General features: G+C 36.9%; 17 protein-coding genes and 2 pseudogenes. 5 read left to right on the forward strand and 14 right to left on the reverse strand.

The features are described from left to right. Positions 1–39: 39 nt before the first annotated feature. The 3 genes and pseudogenes from JM64_RS03715 to JM64_RS03725 all read left to right on the forward strand — a co-directional run bounded on the left by JM64_RS03715 (position 40) and on the right by JM64_RS03725 (position 1,704). Positions 40–339, forward strand: a complete 300-nt coding sequence (locus tag JM64_RS03715; protein WP_064011535.1) for an ArsR/SmtB family transcription factor — start codon at positions 40–42, stop codon at positions 337–339. 1 nt (position 340) lies between these two features. Further along, positions 341–1,433 (forward strand): annotated as a pseudogene (locus tag JM64_RS03720) (permease). A 31-nt stretch (positions 1,434–1,464) separates the two neighbouring features. Then, the gene (locus JM64_RS03725) at positions 1,465–1,704 is read left to right on the forward strand and encodes a thioredoxin family protein (protein ID WP_064011536.1); all 240 of its coding nucleotides are present in this window, start codon (positions 1,465–1,467) and stop codon (positions 1,702–1,704) included. 92 nt (positions 1,705–1,796) lie between these two features. Here JM64_RS03725 and JM64_RS03730 read toward each other — a convergent pair whose 3' ends face one another. The 9 genes and pseudogenes from JM64_RS03730 to JM64_RS03770 all read right to left on the reverse strand — a co-directional run bounded on the left by JM64_RS03730 (position 1,797) and on the right by JM64_RS03770 (position 15,445). Further along, the gene (locus JM64_RS03730) at positions 1,797–2,696 is read right to left on the reverse strand and encodes a restriction endonuclease (RefSeq protein WP_064011537.1); all 900 of its coding nucleotides are present in this window, start codon (positions 2,694–2,696) and stop codon (positions 1,797–1,799) included. A gap of 49 nt (positions 2,697–2,745) precedes the next feature. Further along, positions 2,746–3,384, reverse strand: a complete 639-nt coding sequence (locus tag JM64_RS03735) for a winged helix-turn-helix domain-containing protein (protein WP_064011538.1) — start codon at positions 3,382–3,384, stop codon at positions 2,746–2,748. A 53-nt stretch (positions 3,385–3,437) separates the two neighbouring features. Further along, complete coding sequence (locus JM64_RS03740) at positions 3,438–4,094, reverse strand: winged helix-turn-helix domain-containing protein (protein ID WP_064011539.1); 657 nt, start codon at positions 4,092–4,094, stop codon at positions 3,438–3,440. A 336-nt stretch (positions 4,095–4,430) separates the two neighbouring features. Beyond that, a complete protein-coding gene (locus tag JM64_RS03745) occupies positions 4,431–8,009 on the reverse strand; it encodes an Eco57I restriction-modification methylase domain-containing protein (RefSeq protein WP_064011540.1) in 3,579 nt (1,192 codons plus the stop codon). A gap of 30 nt (positions 8,010–8,039) precedes the next feature. After that, positions 8,040–11,381, reverse strand: a complete 3,342-nt coding sequence (locus tag JM64_RS03750; protein WP_064011541.1) for a helicase-related protein — start codon at positions 11,379–11,381, stop codon at positions 8,040–8,042. Positions 11,382–11,719: 338 nt separating this feature from the next. Beyond that, on the reverse strand, positions 11,720–12,790 hold the full coding sequence (locus tag JM64_RS03755; RefSeq protein WP_064011542.1) for a 3'-5' exonuclease: 1,071 nt from the start codon (positions 12,788–12,790) through the stop codon (positions 11,720–11,722). Positions 12,791–12,793: 3 nt separating this feature from the next. Continuing rightward, positions 12,794–13,510: pseudogene (locus tag JM64_RS10245) on the reverse strand (UvrD-helicase domain-containing protein); the annotation flags it as partial. 139 nt (positions 13,511–13,649) lie between these two features. Beyond that, a complete protein-coding gene (locus tag JM64_RS03765) occupies positions 13,650–14,000 on the reverse strand; it encodes an MBL fold metallo-hydrolase (protein WP_064011544.1) in 351 nt (116 codons plus the stop codon). An 89-nt stretch (positions 14,001–14,089) separates the two neighbouring features. Beyond that, positions 14,090–15,445 (reverse strand): AlbA family DNA-binding domain-containing protein, encoded by a 1,356-nt coding sequence (locus tag JM64_RS03770; protein ID WP_064011545.1) that lies wholly within the window; start codon positions 15,443–15,445, stop codon positions 14,090–14,092. A gap of 125 nt (positions 15,446–15,570) precedes the next feature. Here JM64_RS03770 and JM64_RS09980 point away from each other — a divergent pair, with 125 nt between their 5' ends. Next, complete coding sequence (locus JM64_RS09980; protein ID WP_064011546.1) at positions 15,571–16,521, forward strand: DDE-type integrase/transposase/recombinase; 951 nt, start codon at positions 15,571–15,573, stop codon at positions 16,519–16,521. A 21-nt stretch (positions 16,522–16,542) separates the two neighbouring features. Here JM64_RS09980 and JM64_RS03780 read toward each other — a convergent pair whose 3' ends face one another. The 3 genes from JM64_RS03780 to JM64_RS03790 all read right to left on the reverse strand — a co-directional run bounded on the left by JM64_RS03780 (position 16,543) and on the right by JM64_RS03790 (position 19,766). Further along, the gene (locus tag JM64_RS03780) at positions 16,543–17,340 is read right to left on the reverse strand and encodes an MBL fold metallo-hydrolase (RefSeq protein ID WP_082868277.1); all 798 of its coding nucleotides are present in this window, start codon (positions 17,338–17,340) and stop codon (positions 16,543–16,545) included. Positions 17,341–17,480: 140 nt separating this feature from the next. After that, positions 17,481–19,214 carry a hypothetical protein gene (locus JM64_RS03785; RefSeq protein WP_064011547.1) on the reverse strand — a complete coding sequence of 578 codons (1,734 nt, stop codon included), beginning with the start codon at positions 19,212–19,214 and terminating at the stop codon, positions 17,481–17,483. Positions 19,215–19,418: 204 nt separating this feature from the next. Then, the gene (locus JM64_RS03790; RefSeq protein WP_064011548.1) at positions 19,419–19,766 is read right to left on the reverse strand and encodes a carboxymuconolactone decarboxylase family protein; all 348 of its coding nucleotides are present in this window, start codon (positions 19,764–19,766) and stop codon (positions 19,419–19,421) included. Between the two features lie 198 nt (positions 19,767–19,964). Between JM64_RS03790 and JM64_RS03795 the strand changes: the two genes are divergently transcribed. Beyond that, on the forward strand, positions 19,965–20,924 hold the full coding sequence (locus JM64_RS03795; RefSeq protein ID WP_156487893.1) for a hypothetical protein: 960 nt from the start codon (positions 19,965–19,967) through the stop codon (positions 20,922–20,924). A 69-nt stretch (positions 20,925–20,993) separates the two neighbouring features. On the opposite strand, the gene JM64_RS03800 is transcribed toward JM64_RS03795, so the two are convergent. Together JM64_RS03800 and JM64_RS03805 are read right to left on the reverse strand one after the other, a co-directional pair. Continuing rightward, entirely contained in the window at positions 20,994–22,349 is a 1,356-nt protein-coding gene (locus JM64_RS03800) for an FAD-dependent oxidoreductase (protein ID WP_082868278.1), read from the reverse strand. 134 nt (positions 22,350–22,483) lie between these two features. After that, positions 22,484–22,861 carry a YkvA family protein gene (locus tag JM64_RS03805; RefSeq protein WP_014451158.1) on the reverse strand — a complete coding sequence of 126 codons (378 nt, stop codon included), beginning with the start codon at positions 22,859–22,861 and terminating at the stop codon, positions 22,484–22,486. Positions 22,862–23,000 lie beyond the last annotated feature (139 nt).

A 23,000-nucleotide genomic window follows, 5' to 3' on the forward strand; every position in this document is an offset into this window, starting at 1 on the left:
AAAAATGGAAAACAAAATTCCTTATGGAAGGTGGTCTATATGGAATTGGAAAATGTGGCTGAACTTTTGAAAATTATCGGTCACCCGACAAGATTAAAAATATTACAGCTTCTAAAACAAAATGGTGAATTGTGTGTTTGTGAACTTCTTCCTTTGCTGGAAGTAAGTCAACCTAACCTCTCTCAACACCTTTCAATTTTGAAATTGAGTGGATTGGTCGAAAATAACAAAGTGGGCAACACTATCAGATATCGACTTTCAGATAACAAACTATTGAACGAAATTTTAGAGATTGTAGAAAAACATACTTATTCGGAGGTGAATCCAAGTGGCAAGTGAGATTAAACTGTTTATAGCTATTCTTATTGTATTTTTAATTTTCTACTTCGTTCCATTTGATTTACCGATTGTTAGTGAAAGCATTCTCAACGGTTTCAAGATGCTCAACGAATATGCACGTGAACATGTTCTTCTCTGCCTTGTGCCTGCATTCTTTATTGCAGGAACAATCTCTGTCATGCTGAAGAAAGATGCTATTCTAAAACTCCTTGGTCCTGATGCAAAACGATACATTTCCTATCCGATTGCTGCAATCAGTGGCGCCATTCTTGCTGTGTGTTCCTGTACAATTCTTCCACTCTTTGGTGGTATATACAAAAAAGGTGCTGGAATAGGACCTGCAACGACATTCTTATTTGCTGGACCTGCGATAAATATCGCTGCAATATTCTTGACAGCACGCGTACTCGGTTGGGATTTAGGGATTGCCAGAATGATAGCAACAATTACAGCAGCGATAATAATAGGTCTTATTATGGAACTTTTATTCAAAGAAAAAGGCGTTGGTGGCTTTGTTCAGACAACCTCGGATGGTACAGATAACGTAAAAGCAATTGTTTTCTTCCTAATACAACTACTCTTCATCATTGTCTCAGGACTAAAGATTAACCCAACCGTTAAATATTCAAGTTTGGGTTTTCTTGGACTTAGCATATTAACAATGGCGGTATTTGGATTTGAAAAAGACCAAACAAAGAGCTGGATAGCTGAAACTTGGGACTTTGCAAAAAAAAATACTTCCATATCTATTTGTTGGTGTATTCCTTGCGGGAGTAATTACAAAACTATTGCCACAAGATGTAGTTGTTTACTTGCTTGGAAAGAATAACATATTCTCAACTTTTATAGCTTCCGTTATAGGTGCACTAATGTACTTTGCAACCCTTACAGAAGTTCCTATAGTTCAAGCACTCACACAACTTGGAATGGCAAAAGGTCCTACACTTGCATTGCTCATGGCTGGAAACACTCTTAGCTTGCCAAGCATGATAGTTATAACAAAACTTATCGGCAAAAAGAAAGCATTTACTTACTTCGGACTCGTTGTGCTTTTCTCGACTCTGTTTGGAATGATATATGGGCTGATAGCTTGATACAACCAAATTAATATGAGGAGGTAGTTGTATGGCAAGGAAAATTGAAGTTCTCGGTGCAGGTTGTCCAAAATGCAAACAGACCATCAAAATCATGGAAATGGCAGTTCAGGAACTTGGAATTGACGCAGTTATCGAAAAAGTCCAAGACATCGACGAAATCATTTCCAGAGGAGTAGTTGCAACCCCAGCAGTGGCAATTGATGGAAAAGTAGTATTGAGTGGGAAGATACCAACGTTGGACGAGGCAAAAGCATTGCTAAGTAAATAAGACATTGTATAAAAAAGCTGAGCGGGACAATTTTCCGTTCAGCTTCTTTTATTGTTCCACATATCTTCAAGCTTATTTAAATCTCTCAACCTTTACTCCTCTTCAAAATAGTCCGAATCAATCTTTTTAATCTCAATAACACTATCCACACGCACTCCGAGGTTGTATTTAATCATATAATCAAGCAACTTGTCACCATCGATAAGAACGACTTTTATGTCCTTTATATTTTCAGCATATTGCAGAGCTTCTTTGGTAAACGATGCGGTTGTGATGAATATACCCTTTCTTGCACCCTTGCCATGAAGTGCGCCAACAAAGCTTTGGATTTCCTTTCTACCTATCGATTGTCCAGGATTGTATCTTTTCGCTTGTAAGTATATATTATCTAGCCCGAGAACGTCTTCTTTAATCACCCCATCAATACCTTCATCCCCACTTTTCCCAAGCACTTTGCTTGCTTCTTCGAACGACCCACCATATCCCATCTTCACAATCAATTCCAAAACAAGCTTCTCAAAAAAATGAGGACTCTTTTCAAGAATCCTTCGTCTTAATTCGTCTTTGAGCTTTGCTTTAAGAACCTCGAGTTGTTCAGATATTATTTCTTCGGGTGGTTGTTCAGTTGGATCGCCAGTATTACTATCCTCTGGCTTATCAGCGAGCTTTTCCAAATCTTTGGAATAAATCACTTTAGGATTCTTTTTCAATACATCCAAGCCTCGGTGCGTTATTCTATAGACACCCCTATAGACACCCCTCTCATTCTCTGGATATTCTATAGCTGAGGCTCTCCTTAAATGAAAAATCGCCCATCTAACTCTATTAATGAAGATAAAATCATTACCACTTGCAAGCCTCATCCTTCTTTCTTCTTCTGTAACGTTAAAATACTTGGTTAAATGTTCGATTATATCTTTTATCGTATGTTCTTTTCCATCTGCAAGAAGTTCGAGGATGGGTTTATAACATTCAAAAGTTTTTGGAATCATTTTGGATATTCTTCCTCTAAACGTTAATACTTATAGAATAGTCTCTCACTTACTTCTTAAGTAATCTGTTATAATATTCTCTTCCCTTTTCTGTGATTTCCCAAATACCCCGTGGAGAATTATCTGATAAAAAACCTTGTCTTACCAAATCAAATCTCACCCACTGTGCAGCATTTTCCCAACGTATTTCTCCTGAGCTTGGTAGTTTCTGCATATCGTACCATGTTAGTTTCACTTTCATTTTCTCATAGACTCGTTTGAGAACTTGTCCTATTTCTCCTTTTCCACCAAGTTCTATTAGGGATTCTAGTATTGGAATAACATATTCCTCTTTTGGAGTCCTCATCCCTTTCTTTAGTCTTTCTTTCGCTTTCTTGATGACACGTTGTACTGATTCAGAATTGATAAGTTCATCATCGTTTTTCTGAGTGCTTGTTTCAAAAGTCTCATTTCTAATCTCTTCCCGTTCAAAAATCTCTTGCCATTTTTTCTTAAGTGCTATTACTTTTTCTTTGTATTCTTTTACCTTCTGCCCCACTTCAATAAGTGCTTTTGCTTTTTCAAACTCTTGCTGTTTAGATAGCTCAGCAATTCTTTCGCTAAGATCGTTAATTGCTATGTCAATTTCTTCTTCCAGAATCTCAAACGCAACTTCCACACCCTTGCTCTTATCTTTGCCGTCTGCCACCCTACCGCCTCCTAAAAATACTCAATGTTAAAATTTCAGCACATGGGTTCGCATTATTCTGAAGTTTGTCTCACACTATTATTACTCTTCAACTTTTCAACATGTTGTAGGTAATACTCTCTTCCTTTATCTGTTATTTCCCATATGCCGTTAGGAGAATTGGGTTCTAAGAGTCCCTCTTTAATCATCATTTTCCTTGCCCATCTTGCTGTATTCCTCCAACGAATCTCACCCGCGGGAATCTTTTCCAGGTCGTAGGTTTTTAGTTTGTTTTTCATCCTTTCAAAGACTAATTTTAGCACCTCACTTACTTTTCCTTTACCATCAAGCTCGATTAGTGATTCAAGTATCGGGATAATAAATTCCCGTTCAGGAGTTCTCATACCTGTCTTATTGTTTTGTTTCAATTCTCTAGGAGCTTGCTCTCTTGCTTCGGAACTACCGTTTTGAGAACTGATTTCAATCCGTGTGATGATAGCTTTCTCATTTCCGATAATCTTTCTCCACTCTTCTTTGAAAGCAATTAACCTATTCTTATACTCTTTTATCCTTTGGGCTATGTCAATCAACTTTTTAGTTCTTTCGAAGTCCTGCTTTTTAGAGACCTCAGCAATGCTTTTAGCAAGGTTGTTAACTATTTTACCGATTTCTTCCTCAAGCATCTCAAATGCTATGTTTACACCTTCTCTGACATTAATCTTGTTGTTCATATTGTCACTCCCACAAGGATTTATCAAGATATTTCTAAAAGATATTCTCGTTCGATTCATAACGACGAAAGTTTACTTTTAACGTATTTAAAATCGTTTTATAAATAACTCTACTGGACAATCAAAAATATATCCAAAAGCCGTTTGATGTTCTTTTATTAAATTAGCCATCGCTCCGCTCTAAATTGTTCGAATTTTTTCTTCATTTTCATCTACCATTACTTGGTCATTGACTCACATTTTCTTGTGAATTATTAACACCGAAGAGATCGACATGTTTTATTTTTATTTAGGTGTTAGCCTTTTAAGATAATCCGATGAAATCTTAAATTTTTATCAGCCTTCGTTTGTTCTAGATTCTTCGATAATTTGGATTTCATCTTCTGTTAAGTTATAGAACTTATAAACAATCCTGTCAATTTGTTTCTCCAAATCAGCAGTTTGCCTTTCAGAACTGTTCATCTTCAAATCAATGATTTTTTCCACAAGCTCCAAAATTGTGATAAAATCGGCCTGGTCAAGTTTTTCGATTTCAGGAATCGGAAAACGTCCAATGAACTCACCTTTTATCTCACCTTCAATACCTCCACCCATATAAAACTTGTAGAATGCAAATTCAAAAAGTTCTGAGTTCAAAATTCCTAAGATAAATTTTAAAATTCCTGTGATTTTTGGAGTCCCAGACAGAATATGAGTTATAAAGTGTGTTGTTGCTTCGCAGTACAGGACTTCTGATACTAATGCAAATTTTGGCGATTTAGTCACCCTTTGCCAAACAATTTTTTCCTTCTCGAATTCGGAATAGTAATCGCAATGTCTGAGTTCCCACCAATAGTCTCCACGATCATCCCTTGTGAACAACCCCTTCTGCCTTCCACGAAACTCTACATTTGAGAATTCCATGAAGTAATTGTAAAGTGAAGGGAAAGTTTGCCTGAAGAACTCTTCGGGGTTTAACAATCCACGGTTTTGGTTTGTCCAACCAGCCGGAATAAGAATCAACCACATCCCTGCCCATTGGTAATAATACCTTCCTATATCCCTTCCCCTGAGGACTGGTTTTATGATTTCTTCTGTTTTTCTTCTCTCTTCTTCTGTTTTGCAGTTTTTAAGTATCCTATTACGTGTCTCTGTGTCTATGATGAATGCTTCATTGTAACCGGTCAGCACTCCTCGATAAATCTTAACATCCCAATCTTTCAGAGGTTTACCAATCTTTTCGATTTTTTCCTTTATTGCCAAAATCCTGTCATCAGCAAGAGTCCATGCACTGTCAGAAAGTTTCGACTGGGGCATCTTTTGCCAATTGTTTTGAATGAATTTTATCGAATCTTCGACGTCACTTTTTACCTCAACATACTTAAGTTCGTGATTTAAGCTTGGTTTCTCTTTTTTTAGAAGAATTATGTTCGTATCTACCGTCTGTTCAAATACTCTGTATCCTCCAAAGTCAACAAGTTCTAAAATTTGTGCGTTCTCCTTTAAAAACCTTCGGAGCTTTTCTCCATACTTTGCTCTCATCCACTTGTTACTTGTTATATATGTTAGTATCCCTTTATCCTTAAGAAGGCGGTATCCTTTTTCGTAAAAATAGACGTAAAGATCAGCAGTGGATGTAAAAACTTCGTAATTTTGCTTTTCAAGGATAGGTTTAAGAGGTTTTATTCTTTCTTGCCTTACATAAGGCGGATTCCCAATGACTATATCAAATCCATCTTTGACACCAAACATCCATTCTGAGTCAAACCAATCAGCCGAAGCATTTGGATCGAACGGGTCAAAGGAAGCAATCTTCTCCGCCGATTCACTTGGGAATCCGACGGAGATAAGGTCTTTCTTTATTTTCTCTCTTAGTTTCTTATCTTTCTCTTGCAGTTGCACTTTTTGTCTTCTTGTTTTTGCAGTGAAATATCGGTGCCTTAGCCTTCGAAGTTCCTCAGCATCTTGGTGTATCACGCTTTCTCCAAGACTTATTTGTGTTCCTTTTTCAAGTCCTATTAGTGTATTTGCTGCAACAAATTTTGTTTCAAGGTTTGGTAAGGGTCTGATACCGAAGTTTTCTTTCGTTTTGTCTATTTTCTGGTCTAATATGAGTGATATAAAGAACCTTAATTTAGATATTTGAACAGCTATTGGCTGGATGTCTACACCGTATATTGAGTTCTCGATAATGTATAATTTTCTTGCATAGTCGGGGTAGTTTAACGATTCATCAAAAACCTCCTGAAGTTCCTTTAACGCACGCTTTATTTCTTCATCGGTTATTTCTTGATCCTGAAATACTTGCACTATTTCCTCTCTTATCTTTTTTCTTTGGAGTTCCCTCCAATGTATATTCTCTGGGTCCAGTCTCTCTATAATATGAACAAGTTTGTGTAATATACCCATAGGGAAAGCGCCAGAACCACAAGCAGGATCAAGAATCTTTATTTCATCAATTGCTTGGAGCAACTTTTCCTTTTCGTTTTCAGAAAACTCCGGAAGCTCGTCACTGTAAGAAATCAATAGTCTGATTCGTTCTTCTTCGATTTCTGGAACCTTGTCTTTCAAGTATTCAACTAAGCTTTCTTCAACCATAAAGTCAACAATTTCTCTAGGGGTGTAGTAGCTTCCTGTAGCCTTTCTTGCCGATGCTGATGTTTCTGGGTTATACGAAGCTAAAAGGTTTTCAAATACTTTTCCAAGCAATTCTGGGTCCAGCGCAATTTCTTCATCTATTGGAGATGCTTCATCGGTAGTCCAGTTGTAGTCACGAAAGATGTTAAATAATCCTCGCACCTTTTCATTTCTTGAAAGTCCATAAGCTGATAAATCGGCTATGATTTCCTTGTCATTAAAGAACAAATAGTCTGGTATTATCGCTTGCTTTGAAGGATTTCTTGAGAAGCCGTCTATATATACAACCTTATTGTTGTTCTCTGGGTCTTCTTTGTCGAGGCAATCAAACAAACCACCGTTCAGAAAAGGAATATCCCTAAAAAGTTCAAGAACTTCTTCTTTAGAGATGAGAAACTTGTCAGCATAGCGATAAAGGGTCTTCACTCCATAATGAGGATTGTAAGGTTTTCCACCTTCAGAAGCAAAAGCACGGTCTTTTTGCCTTTGATTCAGTGTTGCAAAGAATAAGTTTTGAAGGATAGCGTTGTAGTAGTTTCTGCTTTCTTCATTCACAAGAAAATCCTTGACAATGTGTTTAAGCTGGGATTCGTCGAACAATTTTTCGGGTATTAGTTCTTTTTCCCTGAGAAACCAAACAAAAATTAGTCTTGTCAGCAACCTGATTAAATTTGTTGCGTTTCGGATTTCTTTATCCTTTTCTGGATCGTCTGAGAATCTGTAATCTTCAGGGAACTTGACCTTGTCCATTGCATAGAAGTACCAGGCCTGAAGTTCCTTGTAGAACTGCTTGGTAAGCGGTTGAACGGAGAATGCTTCTTTAATTTCTTTCAGGTTTTTCCAAGTGACATCTTTGAGTTGCGTAATGAATGTCTTAAACGGACGCTCTTTTGAAAGAAAGAATGTGTATCGTTTATAGTGAGAGTATTTTTCTTTTGTTCCAAAATATTGCTTGTAGACAAAAGAAATTCTAAAATTCCTATTCTCATCATGGAAGAAGAAGATTCCAGCATCTGCGAATTGGTTCGAGAGAATTTTCTTTGCAATCTCGAATTGCCGCTTCTTCGAACTTCTTTCCGTTATTGTCCCATCCATTTTCACCAAATAAAAATGTAGTGTGGCACTGTCGTCAAGTTCCAGAAGTCCAATTCGTATTACCGGCATTTCCAAACCCGGTAGTTCGACATATTCCAGCTCACGTTGGAAATCAGGATTGCGTTCTTCAATGTAGTCAATAACAATATTTTCAATAGGCTCATTCGAATTTAGAAGTTTTTCGACAAAGACCTCCGTTTTCATTTTCTTATTCCTCCTTAATCGTTAAGATATCTAACGGGTATTCTCTATCGATATCATAATCTCTATTTTTGGTTTTGAGAGCTGGACGTTCTCGAGGTAATCTTTACCGCCGAGCTGGTTCACTATTTCGTCAATCCTCTCCTTTAACTTGTTGATTTCGCGAGATGATATTTCAGAGGAATTTTCAAAAACTTTTCCAATTCTTTCTATCTCCTTCAGTGTGGCTTCCGGTAGCCCACCGAATGTTTCAATGTGTTTTATCAACAATTTGATTACTTCGTGGTGACTTTCAAGTTCTGGATGATTAAGTAGTGTTTTAAGAGCATTGTAGGCTTTCCTTTCATTTTTAGATATTTCCTTCGTGTGCTTTTCCAGAGATTTAAGATGTTCCTTTAGTTTATTGTACGCTTCCCAAAATCTGTTGTTTAGCTTATTTGACCTACAGTTTGCATCACAGCGGATGTCAGAAAGTACATCAATTAAATCCAGTGTGTCTTCAATTTCCTGTGTAGCATAGTTGTATCGGATTATAAAGAGACTGTTGTTTTTCTTGACAAAGAGTATTTGATTTTCGTTACCCTCACTCTTTTTCGATACCTTAACTCTAGGTGGCATGTTACTTATTCTTTCTTCTATATCTGGAATGAGTCTTTTCAAGTTATCGAATTCTTTCATAGCTATTGTTAGCGGGCTCTTGTCACCTTCTGCTGTTCTCTCAATCTCATCGTAATTTGTAAGTTTACTGTAGAGTTTAGATGCACTTGGTTCTTCATCTTCTGAGAATATTTTTGCATCCTCACCAAGGGCGTTATGGATAAGGAAAAGCTTTGTCTCAGCAATCTCGCGTTGTTTGATCTGTTCTTCACCTTTTTCAGTAGGGAAGAAATTGACTATATAGAGTTCGTCGTATATCTTTTGACCAATTCTATTAATTCTTCCAACTCTTTGAATGACCCTGACAGGGTTCCAGGGAATATCGTAGTTTATTACAACACCAGCTCTTGCCAGATTGAAACCCTCTGATAACTTATCAGTAGCTACAAGAACATTGTAGTCGTCTCTCCTCTTATCCTTTTTTACAGTCGCATCAAAGTTAGACCTTATCTTTTCAAGTAGTTCATTTGTGAGATCATTGTCAACTGCCAGCAGTTTAAATTCTTGTGATAGGTGATCCCTTATGTACCTTACAGTATCACGATATTCTGTAAATACTATTATCTTTCTTGATGGGTTCTCGTTTATCAGTTCGTAAAGTGTAGATTTGAGTGTTTCTATCTTTGGATCGACCTCTGTCAATTTTAGGTCTTCCATTTCAATAAGAATAGACTGAAGGAGTTCCTGGTCATGCTTTATATGTTCTATGAATTCTTCTTTTTTCTTAAACTCAGATATATCGTATATTGAGTTTCTATCAACCTTGGAAGCTCCATTTAATCCCTCAGCCAATTTTTGTTCAATGAGCTCAAACACTTCATCATCTTCGAGCTCATCCATTTCTTCAAGGATTTTTCTATCAAACGTATAATAACCATATCTTTCTATGAACTCTAAGATTCTCTCACAATTTGTCATTATTGTTTTTACGGAATTTCTGAATGCTCCAAAGCTGCTTTCAAACCGTTTGACTAGTAATCTTCTTATTAAGTCCTTTAAATTTTTCTGACTTAAATACTCAAAGTTGGATTCATCGTTGTCAAAAACACCTTCCCTGTAAAAGTAAGGGGTGTATATTGCACCTATGAATTTGCCAGGTTCTCCGAAGTAATCGTTTATGACTCTGTCGTAGAATTCTGATTGTTCTTTTGTTAGTTCATAGAATTTACCGATTGGATCTTTGACAATTGACATTTGACCAACTTCTTCTTTATATCTTGGGTTTTCTTTCAAATCAATTCTGTTTCTTCTGATTATCACAGGCTCGATAAACCTTCTAATCTCTTTGGATAATTTCTTTATTCGCTCTTCTACCTCGTTAATTTCTTCCTTACCAATAGAACTTATCGTTTTCTTGAAAACCTCTTGATACAGTCGGACTAACTCGTCTTGCTTTTTTTGGAGTTTTGCGTATTTCTTAATTTTTAGGAGCTTTGAATACTCGGATTGAAAACGCGCTATCTTCGATTCAATGTTTGGTGACAAGTCGATAGTGGAGTTCTTAGAGCTTTGGAAAAGCTTAATCAAAGAGAATATATCAGATGGTCTATTGTTAAATGGTGTTGCTGTCAGAAGGATTACTTTTCTTCCGAAGCAAACGTTGTAGAGTTTTTCATAACTCTTTGTTTTTGGATTCCGAAACCTGTGTGCCTCGTCAACAATAACCAATGAAACTTCGGGGTTTTCTCTCACGTATTCGAGCGGTTCATCAAGCTTACCAATGGAAAATACCTCCCAGTCATCCCTCATTCTGAACTGCTTGAGATACTCTTCCCACATATTTACCAAACCAGGAGGTGCAATTACTATACCTTTTTCCCTAAGTATCTTCGCAATCCCGAGAGCTATCACTGTTTTACCAAGACCAACAACATCGGCAAGGATAACTCCAGAATGGTTCTCTAATTTGGAAATAGCATCCTTTATAGCATCTATTTGGTATGTGAAAACTGTGTAATTATTCTTAGAAAGTAATTTTCTAAACTCATCTACTGGATGTTTTGGAATTGCTGAATCTATGTATGTTTTCAATATGTATGCATAGGCTTCAACAGGTGACACACTTTTTCCGGGATGGGTTTCTTGTGAAAGGATTCTAATAAACTTTTCCTTCCATTCTTGTTTCTCAGTAATTGGAATTGAACTATTCCAGAGGTCTGAAAAGAATTTATATGCTTCTTGAAATCCAAAGTCAGAGATTTCAACATTGAACTCCTGCTGTTCATTTAGTCCTGCTTTTGTTAGATTGCTACTTCCAGTAATGAATAGACCAGGTCTAATTGTTTTGTCGGCAAGATGGAATATATAGAGTTTTGAATGGTTTGGTTCCCTTGTTTTCCTCACCTGGATTTTTCCATCACTAATATATTCAATTAGCTTTTGAAAAAGTTTGTAAGAATCAGCATTATCCGTCATTTCATCGTTAAATGCAACTTTTATTGATTCAAAAAACTTTTCCACACTTTCACTTCTTGACTTGGTATCATTATAAGCAAATTCATATAGTAAGTCTTCATTCTTACCGACATCCAGACCTACGAGAATTCTCATGGTCAATTCAGGATTTTCTTCAATTGCTTTATGAATAAGATTGTAACCAGATAGATAAAAAAATCCGACAAGAATATCTACTTGCTTAGATACTCTGATAAGCTCATTAAGACGCTCGTTTAAGGTTTTCCCTTCATTCTCTCTATTGGTAATTATGTACAAACTCATCACCCCAACACGACATTTTAAAATATTCTCCAAAAAGTAATGAAATGACATTTCAACAAAGCACAAAAGTTTTTAGGTTCCTCATTTAATATTATACCTCACTTTCTTATTTACGTAACACATCTTTTCGCAAAAAGAAAAAATTCCACAAGCGTTTTGGTGCTTTGTGGAACTGATTAAGCTATTAGTAGTTTGTCGTTGTTTGGCTATTCTTAATTATTTTTCACATCTCTTTTTCGTCTAATTCTTTCCAACTTTACAAAACTAATATCAAAAAAGTTCAATTATGCCTATTATAACTATTGGCACCAAACACTTACAGCCACACCCTATCAAATCTAAACTTTCTCTATCAAATCATTCGGCAACTTCTCAACAAAATCAGGCAAGTCTTTATGTGGGTTATCTTCCCTTTTGTGCCATTGCGATTGGGAGATATACAAAATTTCTTCCGCCCTCGAGATAGCTGTGTAAAGTATCCTCTCTTCTTCGTCGAGTAAGCTTTCTTGGACTGAGCGAGAGTCAGGAAAATCACCAAGATTAACTCCTAAGATAAAGATGATTTTCCACTCTTTACCTACTGCTTGGTGAACTGTTGAGAGGGTTATCGCATCTGTATTGGATATATCAAGATTATCAGGATTTCCCAGTGACAATATATCTGAAGCCAACGTGATGTCGTCGATAAAGTCTTTGTTGGAAAAGTATCCACTTGCAAAGGTTATTAGCTTTTGTATGTTCCTATCGATTTCGCTGAGCTTGTTTTTGATTTCGTACTTTTGTGATATTGTGCTTTTACAGAAGTTTTCGTAGAAGGTCTTTAGTTGTTCGTAGTGTAATTTATCCATGGAGTCTTTGAACACCTGTTTTAGTAATGCTAAGTCGCAGTTACTTACACTCATTTCAAAGAATGCATCAAGCGGATTTTGAAAGTCTCTAAGCACGTTCATTACCCTAAACGCAACCTCATCGTCTATACCTTCGATATTTACAAGAATCCTATACCAAGCTATCGAATCAAACGGATTTTGGAAGATTTTGAGAAAGGAAATCATGTCTTTTATGTATGCTTGGTCTTTAATTCTTTTATCTGAGTAGTTGACGTATGGAATTTGTCTTTTACGCAATTTTCTTTGCACGTTGTAAAGGTAGTCGCTTTTTCTTGATAGCACAGCAATGTCTTTATATGTATATCCTTGCGCTGAATGTTTTTCTATTATTTGCACTACCTTTTGTGCCTCTTCCTCGTCGTCTTTGGCAATAATAACTACTGGCTTTTGCGTCCCTTGTTGGGTAGCATTCAATTCTTTTGGAATTGCGCTTTTTGGTAGGAAAAAGTTGAGCAGTGTGACTATTTTGTCTGTGCTTCTGTAATTGGTTTTGAGTGTCAAAATCTTTGAGTCTTTCATGACATCTTTTAGGTTATCAAGCCTTGCTCCGGCAAAGGAATAGATGCTCTGTGCATCGTCGGCTGTGATGAAAAAGTGGTTATCTGATAAAAGTTTTTTGAGAAGTTCGTATTGGATGGGAGTTGTGGGCTGAAAATCATCGACAAAGAGCCATTTGTATTGGGATTTGATTTGAGAGCGGATAGTCGGTTTTTCGTTTAATAGTTTGATTGTTTTAAAAAGTAAGTCTTCAAAATCTAGTATGTTGCGCTTTGCCTTTTCTTGTTCGTAAGCGTTGTAAAATTTCTCAACAAGTGATTTGGCATTTGGCCGATTTTGGAATTGCTTTTCGATAAGTTAAGAAAGTGGAGTGCAGGTGTTGATTGAATCTGAGTACAGACTGTAGAGTATGCTTTCGTGGGCAAGGTAGTAATCTGTGTAAAATGCTTCGATATTTTTGTTTAAACTTAGTAGTTTCATGTACTCTTTTGCATCGTGTTGGTCGAAGATGGTATAGTTTGGTGATATATCTATTTCATTTGCGTATGTTCTGAGCCAGGTGTTGCATATGGTATAGAACGTGCCGGAAAGAATTTTATTTTCACATAGGTTAATTTCTGTTATTTTTTCAACAGTAGAGATTATCTGCTTGGCGGATTTGTTTGTAAATGTGAAGAGCAAGATTTCAGAAGGCTTGACATCACTGAGTAATAGATAGGCAATCTTGTTTGCAATTAGTGTAGTTTTACCAGTCCAGGTCCAGCGAGGAGGATTGTTTTTTTATCGGACATTTTAATAATTCTTCGTTGGTATTCATCGAGACTCTTAAATGCCCAAAACACTTTTGAGGTTTCTTTTTCCATAGTGACAATTCATCCTTTCAAAGCACTTCATATGATAATTTCTTTTTGACCAACTCCCCACTGCAGTGTAGCGGTATTATCTGTTCAATTGGCAAGCTCTTAAGAATAGAGATAGTTTTATCAACCTTTTCCTCGGATGATTTGTAGAGATGAAATCCACCAATGAGGAGTTTGATTTTCTTATCAAACAATTCAAGCGCATCTTGGGCTATGTTTATTATCCCTCTGTGTGCACATCCGGTTATGAGTACAATTCCATCTCCTTCGTCAATGACAAGGTTTAATTCTTCTTCAAAAAAGTCTCTAACCTTTTCGTTGTTCTTTATAATTTGGAAATTAGGGTCTGGTTCTTCAAATTTGTTCCTCATCCATGCAGGTCCAAAGGCATAAATAGAATTGGTTATTTTGATGAGTTTGTCTTTGGCAATAAGAAATTCAAATTGCGTCTTCTGCGCCTTTATTGCGTCTTCACTGCGCCTTTTGCTCCTTTAATAGTGTAGAAAGTGCCCTTCCCTGTTTTTCCAATTCTTTCCAAAATGTTTAATTTTACTAGCTCGTTCAACTCGTACCCAGCCATTCTTTCTTTCACACCAGTTAATTCCTGGTATTCTTTGTTCGTTATTTTTCCAGTTCTTTGTACGTAAATAACTGCCATTATTTGTCTCTCATTTAGACCCATTTTTCTAAGTTTATCTTCAGTATACATGTCTTTGTATAGGTAAACAGAAAAACCTCCATTCTCTTCCTTAAATTCTGGTTCAGGTAAGCCTTGGTTTAGACAAGAGTCGATAATTCTGCTTGTTCCAGTTCCCCATTGTTCTATCATTCTGGCATAGTAAAATACTCTGGCGATAATTCTGTTCCTTGGTTTAGAAATGTGTACAGAGTTTTTCAGATCCTCAACTCTTATTCCTTCAGGTAGTGTTCCGGGGTTCCAAAACCATATTGCATTGTCGAAGATTTTAATTTGCGTATCTTGTTGCACCGCGTAATCTCTGTGGACAAGCGCGTTTATTATTGCTTCTCGTATCGCAATAAGAGGATAGTCCCAAATTTCTTTTCGTTCAGTGGCATTTTCAAAGGAAAATCTGACATTTATATTCTTTTTAATAGCCTCGTAAACTATTTCGAGCTGTCTAAAAAGGTTACCAACAGCATCAACTGTATCAAGTATCGAATTACTCTTGCCAAATCTCCCTATACGCACCCAGGGAGCGTCTATTTGTCTTGATGGGTCTTTTCCGAATAATAAAACTCCGGCATTGTTCAAATACCCATCTTCTGACATTAGTTCAAGATTGTAGAGTACTTTCTCAATCGAATCGTCCTCTGAAATAGCTGATAATCTTTCTTTTGCAAGTTTTTTGAAAAGTTCCACAGTTGAAAGGTCAAGTTGATCGATGGTTACTGAAGTAGGAGATTTCTCCCAAGATTTTCCAAATTTCTTAAATATGAACCTTGTTAATTCTTGACCTGTGAGTTCTACTGTATTGCTTCCTGAACGTACATATATTTTTTCATCATAATAAACGGGAGTATCATATTGTTGGACAGAGATTACGAGTATGTTTTTACCATCAACCACCTTAATCTCTAAAGATGGAATTATCCCAAGGGAGTTTTTTACTTTGTTTGGAATATATTCCAGCAATTTCTGAAAATTTTGAACACCGACAACTTCATGGTTGTCTTTTATGCCGATTATCAGTTGTCCGCCTTTTGTATTTGCGAAAGCACACAAGGTTTTAAGGTATTCATCCTTCCAACTTGTTTTGTATTCAATTTCTTCATTTTCAAACCTCAGGTCTTTCAAGTTTATCCCTCCTGCAGATTCACTGATAATGTTAACTAAAAGTATTGAAACTTTCCAAAAACCGCATTATCCTTATAAAGAGGGGACACCCCCCAACCAACTCTCGACAAAGGAGGTATCCCGATATGAACAACTCAACACTCTCTTGTCCAAAATGCGGTTCCACCAGCTTATACAAAAACGGTCACGACAAATACGGTAACCAACAATTCCTTTGCAAACTCTGCCATCATTCCTTCAAACTTTCCCATTCTCAAAAACGCAAAAACTTTCCTTTCCCATATCCCAAATGCTCTTCTTGTGGTAAAGCTATGGAAATTTACAAAGTCCGTCGCTCTTTCGTTGTCTTCCGTTGTAGAGCTTGTCGTACCAAAGATAGAGTACCTTTTAACCTCCCCGAACCAGTCACCCTTATTCCTGAGAAATTTAAATATTTCCGCTTCCCTATCTTTTTCGTCTTAAAGGCTTTTGTTTTGTATATGAAACACAATATGTCTTATCGCTCTCTTGCTCATTCTCTTAATATCAAAGTATCTCATGTCACCATATACAAATGGGTTATTAAATTGTGTACTTTATTCTCTGTACTTTTCCCAACATTTACCATCGAAAATGTTTTCTCAGTTCATGCTGATGAAACTGTTCTTGTGTTCAAAGAACAAAAGTACTATGTTTGGCTATTAGTTGATCACGAAACTAACTTAATTCTTTGTTGGCATGTCTCAAAGTATCGTGATATGGGACAAGTCAAAGTATTGCTCGAGAAGTTCTTTGGTAATTCAAAACCTAAAAACATTGAACTTATTACTGATGGACTTGGTGCATATGAAAGTGCAGTAAAGCTGTTGTTCAGAAATATCAATCACGTAGTGGTACCGCTCGGTAAAAACAATCAATGTGAATCTAAGTTTTCATTGTTGAAAGACTTTTTCCGACTCAAGCGAGGGCTGAAGAATACGAAGAACTTAGCGAAATATATTCAAGGATTTTGTGTAGTGAAGAATCTTTGGAAAACACACAATGGCAATATCAATTGCATTCTTTCACACTTACACTCTTTCATCACTACAAGTTAACACTATCGATTCACTTACCACCTAAAATGTATACAACATTCCAAATTTCTTCTTGATTAATTCCCCACTGCAGTGTAGCGGTATTATCTGTTCAATTGGCAAGCTCTTAAGGATCGAGATAGCTTTATCAACCTTTTCCTCGGATGATTTGTAAAGATGAAATCCTCCAATAAGGAGTTTGATTTTTTTGTCAAACAATTCAAGCGCATCTTGGGCTATGTTTATTATCCCTCTGTGTGCACATCCGGTTATGAGTACAATTCCATCTCCTTCGTCAATGACAAGGTTTAATTCTTCTTCAAAAAAGTCTCTAATCTTTTCGTTGTTCTTTATAATTTGGAAATTAGAGTCTGGCTCTTCAAATTTGTTCCTCATCCATGCAGGTCCAAAGGCATAAATAGAATTGGTTATTTTGATGAGTTTGTCTTTGACAATAAGAAATTCAAACGAGTCTTTTAGCGCTTCCCAGTCTGTTCCTGTGAATCTGTCATCACTGTATTTGGGTAAGAAAGCGTCTTGTCTAAGATAAACCTTGAACTTCTTGCCAAAAGAAGTCATATATTTCAACCCGCCTGCGTGGTCGTAGTGACCGTGGCTAATGACAATATACTCTACCTTGGTAAGGTTTTTACCAGTGGTACTTGCATTTTTCATGAATACATCAGTTGTACCGGTGTCAAATAGCACGATTGGGTTGCCAGCTTTTTCAACCAGCAAAGAAAAGCCGTGCTCGGAGTGTAGTGGCGGTTGAAGAGTATCATCGCAAAGGATAGTCAAATTAGTAGACCCAATGGTAATTGATGAACTGTTGTTTTGCACTTTTGAGCCTCCTTGTATGTAGTTCACCTCTACAATTATACTACCTTTAAGAATAATCGTGCCCCAGTCGGGGCACGATTTGGTGAATTGAATATTTTGAATATAATGTAACTCAATGTTCCTTTTTGTCACTGGGTATATTACTCCCAAGCAGGTTCAACGTACAGAATAACACTTATTCTTCCGTTGATTATATCTGAGTAGATATCCTTGTCGTAATAGAGTATATCTACAATATTGCTTGGTTCGACATCGTATTGTGCGATATCCATGTGGATAATAACGTAAACCGTTCCATCGTCCATGACAACACTTTTTACATCGAAGTAGTCTGGTATGTAATCGATATAACCGTAATCGTACAAATCTTCCAAAGTAACCTCTTGTGCTCCTTGGTCACGGATGTAATCAGCACATGCATTGAATATTTTGACTATTTCGTCTGCTATCTCGTATTCGAGCTCAGAATAGCTAATTTCTTCTGTTGTTACTTCTTCTGTTGCTGTTTCTTCTGTCGTGTATTCTTCTTCATACTCTTCCTCATATTCTTGTTCGTAGTATTCTTCTTCGTGGTATTCTTCTTCATAGTATTCTTCGTCCCGTTCCTCTTCATATGTTTCTTCAAAATATGGTTCTACTACTTCTTCTAACTTTTCAAGGAACCAGGCTAAGTTATCAAACTCTCCAGTTATTGACAAATTACCATTGTCCAAAATTTCAGTTTTTATACTAAGTGTTGCCGAGCTTTCTTCATCAGAGTAGTTCATGTAGAGTATAAACGAAGCGTTTTCAGTTAGTGACTTTAGCAAGGTTTTGTCTATCTCGATTGGGAATACGTTTATTTTTTGATTTTCGACAACTACTTGATATCCCGTGCTTGAGAGTTGATTTTTTAGTATTGATGCTATAAATTTCGCATCTTGTTCGTTTTCGGGTTTGATTATACCAGAGAACGTGAAGTATCCATCAAAACTTGCAGAAAATGCAACTGATTTAAAGATGTCCAAGAATTCGAATATCTGTTGAAAATCTTCAAAAATATCTAAGTCCCAGTCACCGGTTCCGGTTAGTATGGAAGTGTCACCAATCTGACTTGTGTCTAAAGCGAGAATAAAGTTAGCTCCATCCAGATAGGAAAGTCCTTTCAGGATACCTCTTCTGGTAAGTACTAGTTTTTTCTCGTAGTCAGAAAATGTTTTGTTAATTGTAATTTTGAAGCTATAGTTTTCGCCTTTCTTGGTGATAACAATTTCATCATAGATAGGAATGCCAAAATAATCTCCAAACGTGTATAAGAGTTCGCCTATGAATGACTTTTTGTATGTCTTAAAGTAAGCTATAACGTCATCTTTTGTTAATAGAGATATACTCGAAATCTTGGCATTTAGCATGTCTTTTGTGAACATGGAGATGTCCTTGTTAAAACACAGATAAATATTATCGTTTGAGCGTATGATACAGAGTTTTTTGTTATCAATTGTAACTATCGATGGTTGGTTGACCGTTAGTTTTGGGATTTGAATATTGGCATCAAACATATAATTAATCAAAAACTCTAAACTCTTGTCACCAATCTTTCCTGGGAGCACTATACCTATTGGTGAACCGATCAAGACCTTAGGTGAAAAATCTTCGAGCTCATCAAAAATTGAAAGGCTTAGTGCACTACCTAACGAAAATTTTCCATACACAGAGATTATTGGAGTTATGCCTGCTTCTTGAAGAATGGCTGTAAGTTCTTGGTCACCGATGTTATTGATGTTAAAGTACATAACGAAATCGGAGTTTCCTGGAACGAATATGGTGATAGCGAATAGATAGAATGACGATAACAGCGTGCTCAAAACAACCAACAAAATAAGCTTTCTTGCCATACTGATACCCCCTTTCTATAAAGTTCGGAACTGACTTTTTGACGATTTGAAGCCATCCATCCGTTTATGGTTCAAATTGAAGCAAAACAGTGTAACTTAATTATACCATTAGTTTTTAGGATTTTTTACGACTACCTTTGTAACTAAAATAACTAAAAATCCTGGGAAAAACCCAGGATTTTCGTTTGTTCTTGCTTCAGAACTTTATTTGTCTTCTTTTTCCTCAAACGCTTTAAGCGCTTCTAAAACGAGAGTTATGTAGGCAAGCGCTGGTCCTCCGCCCATTAAGCCCGCAACCTTTGCCGCTTCAAGAATTTCTTCACGAGTTGCTCCTGCATCAAGAGCATTTTTTGTGTGGACAGCAATACAATATGAACATCTCTCAGAAACGGCAATAGCAACCGCTATCAATGCTTTTTGCTTAGCACTCAAAGCACCTGGTTTCTCCGCTTCCTTGAAAAAGTTCATGAAAGCATCAACATACGCCTTATCAGACTTTGCAAGTTCTTTCATGGTGTTCATAAAGTCGTTCACTGATTTTCGTGCATCCATCTTGATACCTCCAGTCTTTCGATTTGTGTTGCAGCCGTACATGTTAATTTTATCACAGATAATAGATTAGGCAAGACTAAGGTGGTTATTGTAGACTTATCGTAATACAGTCTTAAAAGCCTATATATTTGATTCTTTTATGGTAAAATAGTCTTTGCATGTGCCAATCAATAACCATTCTTGCAGGAGTTGATGGTTGTGATAACAACAATTCTCGGAGGTTTACTGTTGTTAGGAAAAACTATTATTCTTTTTGTTGTTACCATGTTTGAGTCGTTGAGGAATGAAGGATTGGGACTCATTTCACTACTGATTTTTCTTCTAACTGGTTTATTGGTATTTGAAGGGTACAGAGAAATTAGAAATAGGATAAGTTCAGATAAGGATAGGAAAAATAATGATACCGAAATGTGGTTACATAAGTTTGCTGATTTCCTGTCAGTAGTGATAGGTGCGGTAGTTACTTTCTATCTAAATAATCATATCGGACTGGGTGCGGTCGCTGCAGCTGGGATTGTTGGAATTCTTGGTTTTGTTGTTGCATCAAAATATGAAGTGCCCATTTATTGTGGTAGCTTTGTAGGAATGAGTTCAGCAAATGTATATGACTTCGAACATCTGTTAATAGCTTCCGTACTTGCCGGGGTAATTTTTGTCATTACTAAGCGTATATTCAAAGGATTTGGAGGTAAGCTTGGGACTATAGCGCTCCTTGGTGCTGTTTTAAGTGCTGTTATCACTGGGCGAGAATTTACGAAAAGTTCGTTGCCTGAATGGGAAGTAGGGCTTTTGATAATGTTTTTTGCTATAATCGGAATTTTGGCAACTTACATATTGAATGTGAGGTTTGGAAAAAGTCCTGTGCTAAGTTCAGCAACAATTGGGCTCATCGGAGGACTTGTCTTACCTGAAATATTTCCAGAGATAGGTCAGATTTTGGCATTGGTTGTTATCTGTGCTTCGTTTGCTGGGATGTCAAGTAAGGAGAGACTACCAAACGAGTTTTATGCGGTTATCGCTGGGATGTTTTGTGGTGTAATCTTCATTTTTAGTGCCCCGTATTTTGGAGGTGCGGGTGGAAAGCTTGGAACGATAGCTTTCGGAGCGGTTATTTCAGTAGCTGCACTCAGAAGGTTCGGAGTGTTGTTTAAAAAGTAAATTACCGATGCCGTTAGTTAACAAAAAAGGTCTGGAAAAAACCCAGACCTTTTGTTTTTTATCTTTCGTTCAGCACTTTGTGCATATTTTTACAAGTGCATCGAGTGCTGCTGCATTTATTGGGTAAGTTACAGGTGAAGCGGTCACGAGTGGATGAGTTGCGACTTGCATAGTGTTAAGTTCGTTTGCTGTTAGACCTTTTTGGATTGCAAGGCTTAGTATATTAATCATTTCCCCAACACTATCGCCTCCAACTACCTGAGCACCTATAAGAACTCCTGATGTTCTTGAGAAGATGAGTTTAACTTCGATTTTCTTTGCACCTGGTAAAGCCCCCGGATGTCTATCCATAGATACGGCTTTTCCAACCACGTAATCAAATCCATCTTCTTTGGCAAATCTTTCGATTATACCAGCAACTCCATAAGTTTTATCAAATATCTTCGTAGAGAATGCACTTACAGTGCCTCTGTTCTCTCTGATGAACTTGATACCATACAGGTTAGCTGCTGCAATTTTTGCTTCCATAGCTGCAGTTGATGCAAGAAGTATTGGAACATGCCTGCTGGTGAAGAAGTCTCTTTTAAGTGCACAGTCACCAACAGCAAAGATATCTGGAGCACTTGTTCTCATGTATTCATCAACTACTATGGCACCTTTTCTTGTGAGGTCAAGTCCAAGCTGTTTTGCAAGCTCTGTATTTGGCGTGACACCCATGGAGAGTATGACTGCTTCTGCTTTAACTCTTTCCCCACTTTCAAATTCCACTTCTTCTACCTTGCCGTTTCCAAGAATTGCTTTGACTTTCGTTCCCAGTTTGAGTGTAACCCCGTGGCTTTCGAGGTCTTGTTCCGCAATCGCTGCAAATTCGTCATCAAATGCTTGCCAAAGTATCTTGTGGGCTATTTCAACAAGTGTTACGTGTTTACCAGCAAGCGCGAGTTGTTCAGCAAATTCTACACCAATAAAACCTCCACCAATTATAACAACTTCATTAATCTCTTTGAGCTTACTGAGCATGTTTGAAAGATATTCTTCATCTTTGATAATTGGGAAGACGTTTTCAAGGTCGTGTCCAGGTAGCCACTTTGGAATAACCGGCAGTGAACCTGTTGCAAGAACAAGTTTGTCCCATTTGATTTCTTCACCACTCTTCAAAATCGCTACTTTTTTGTCTTTGTCAATACTAATGACCTCGTCTATGAGTAGTTCAACGCCAGCACTTTTAACCATTTCATCATGAATTCTGTTCTTTGAGGTGTCATAGAGAGTACCAAATATGTAAGGAATCCCACAAGGAACCATAACTGTTTTATTTTTCCTTACCACGACGACCCTCTTGTCTGGATAGATTCTTTTTGCCGTGGTTGCTGTAAGTATACCTCCTGCACTACCACCGATAACTAAAATGTCTGTTTCAATCACAAATAACTCCTCCTCTTTCTAGTAAGATAATGTAGACTAAAAATATTGAAACTTTCCAAAAACCGCATTATCGTTTAAATAGGTAACACCCCCAACTAACTCTTGACAAAAGCAGGTTTCCCAAGATGAATAACTCATCGTTTCCTTTCTTTATACCTATCCAACTCAGCTCTAATTTGGTTTATTACTAGCGTAAATACAGCTGCATCATCCATCCAACCAAGAACAGGAATAAAATCTGCTATAGCGTCAATGGGAGTAACAAAATAAATTACTGCTCCCAAAATAGCTAAGATTGTTCCTGTTGAAACTTTATATGTTCCACTTAACCAATCGCCTAATAATCCAAACATAAGTTGAATATCATCCCATATTTTGTCTAAAGGCCCTTGTTTTTTAGCCTTTTTCGTAGCTTGTTCTAAAAGATTTCTGGTTTTCTCTCTATCATTTATATATTCTTCAGCTTTATTCCTATATTTTTTATATTCAGATTCGTATTCAGAATTGTTCATAAATAATACCTCCTGCATAAATTGAATTATAGATATCTATAAAAACAGCTATATGATTTGCAGCGGTCAAGCCATTTTGTAACACTTTAACCTAACAGTCTTGCATAGGTATCTCTCCTTTCTTATCGGTTTATTACAT

The organism is Fervidobacterium pennivorans (assembly GCF_001644665.1).
GTDB classification, from domain to species: Bacteria; Thermotogota; Thermotogae; order Thermotogales; family Fervidobacteriaceae; genus Fervidobacterium; species Fervidobacterium ngatamarikiense.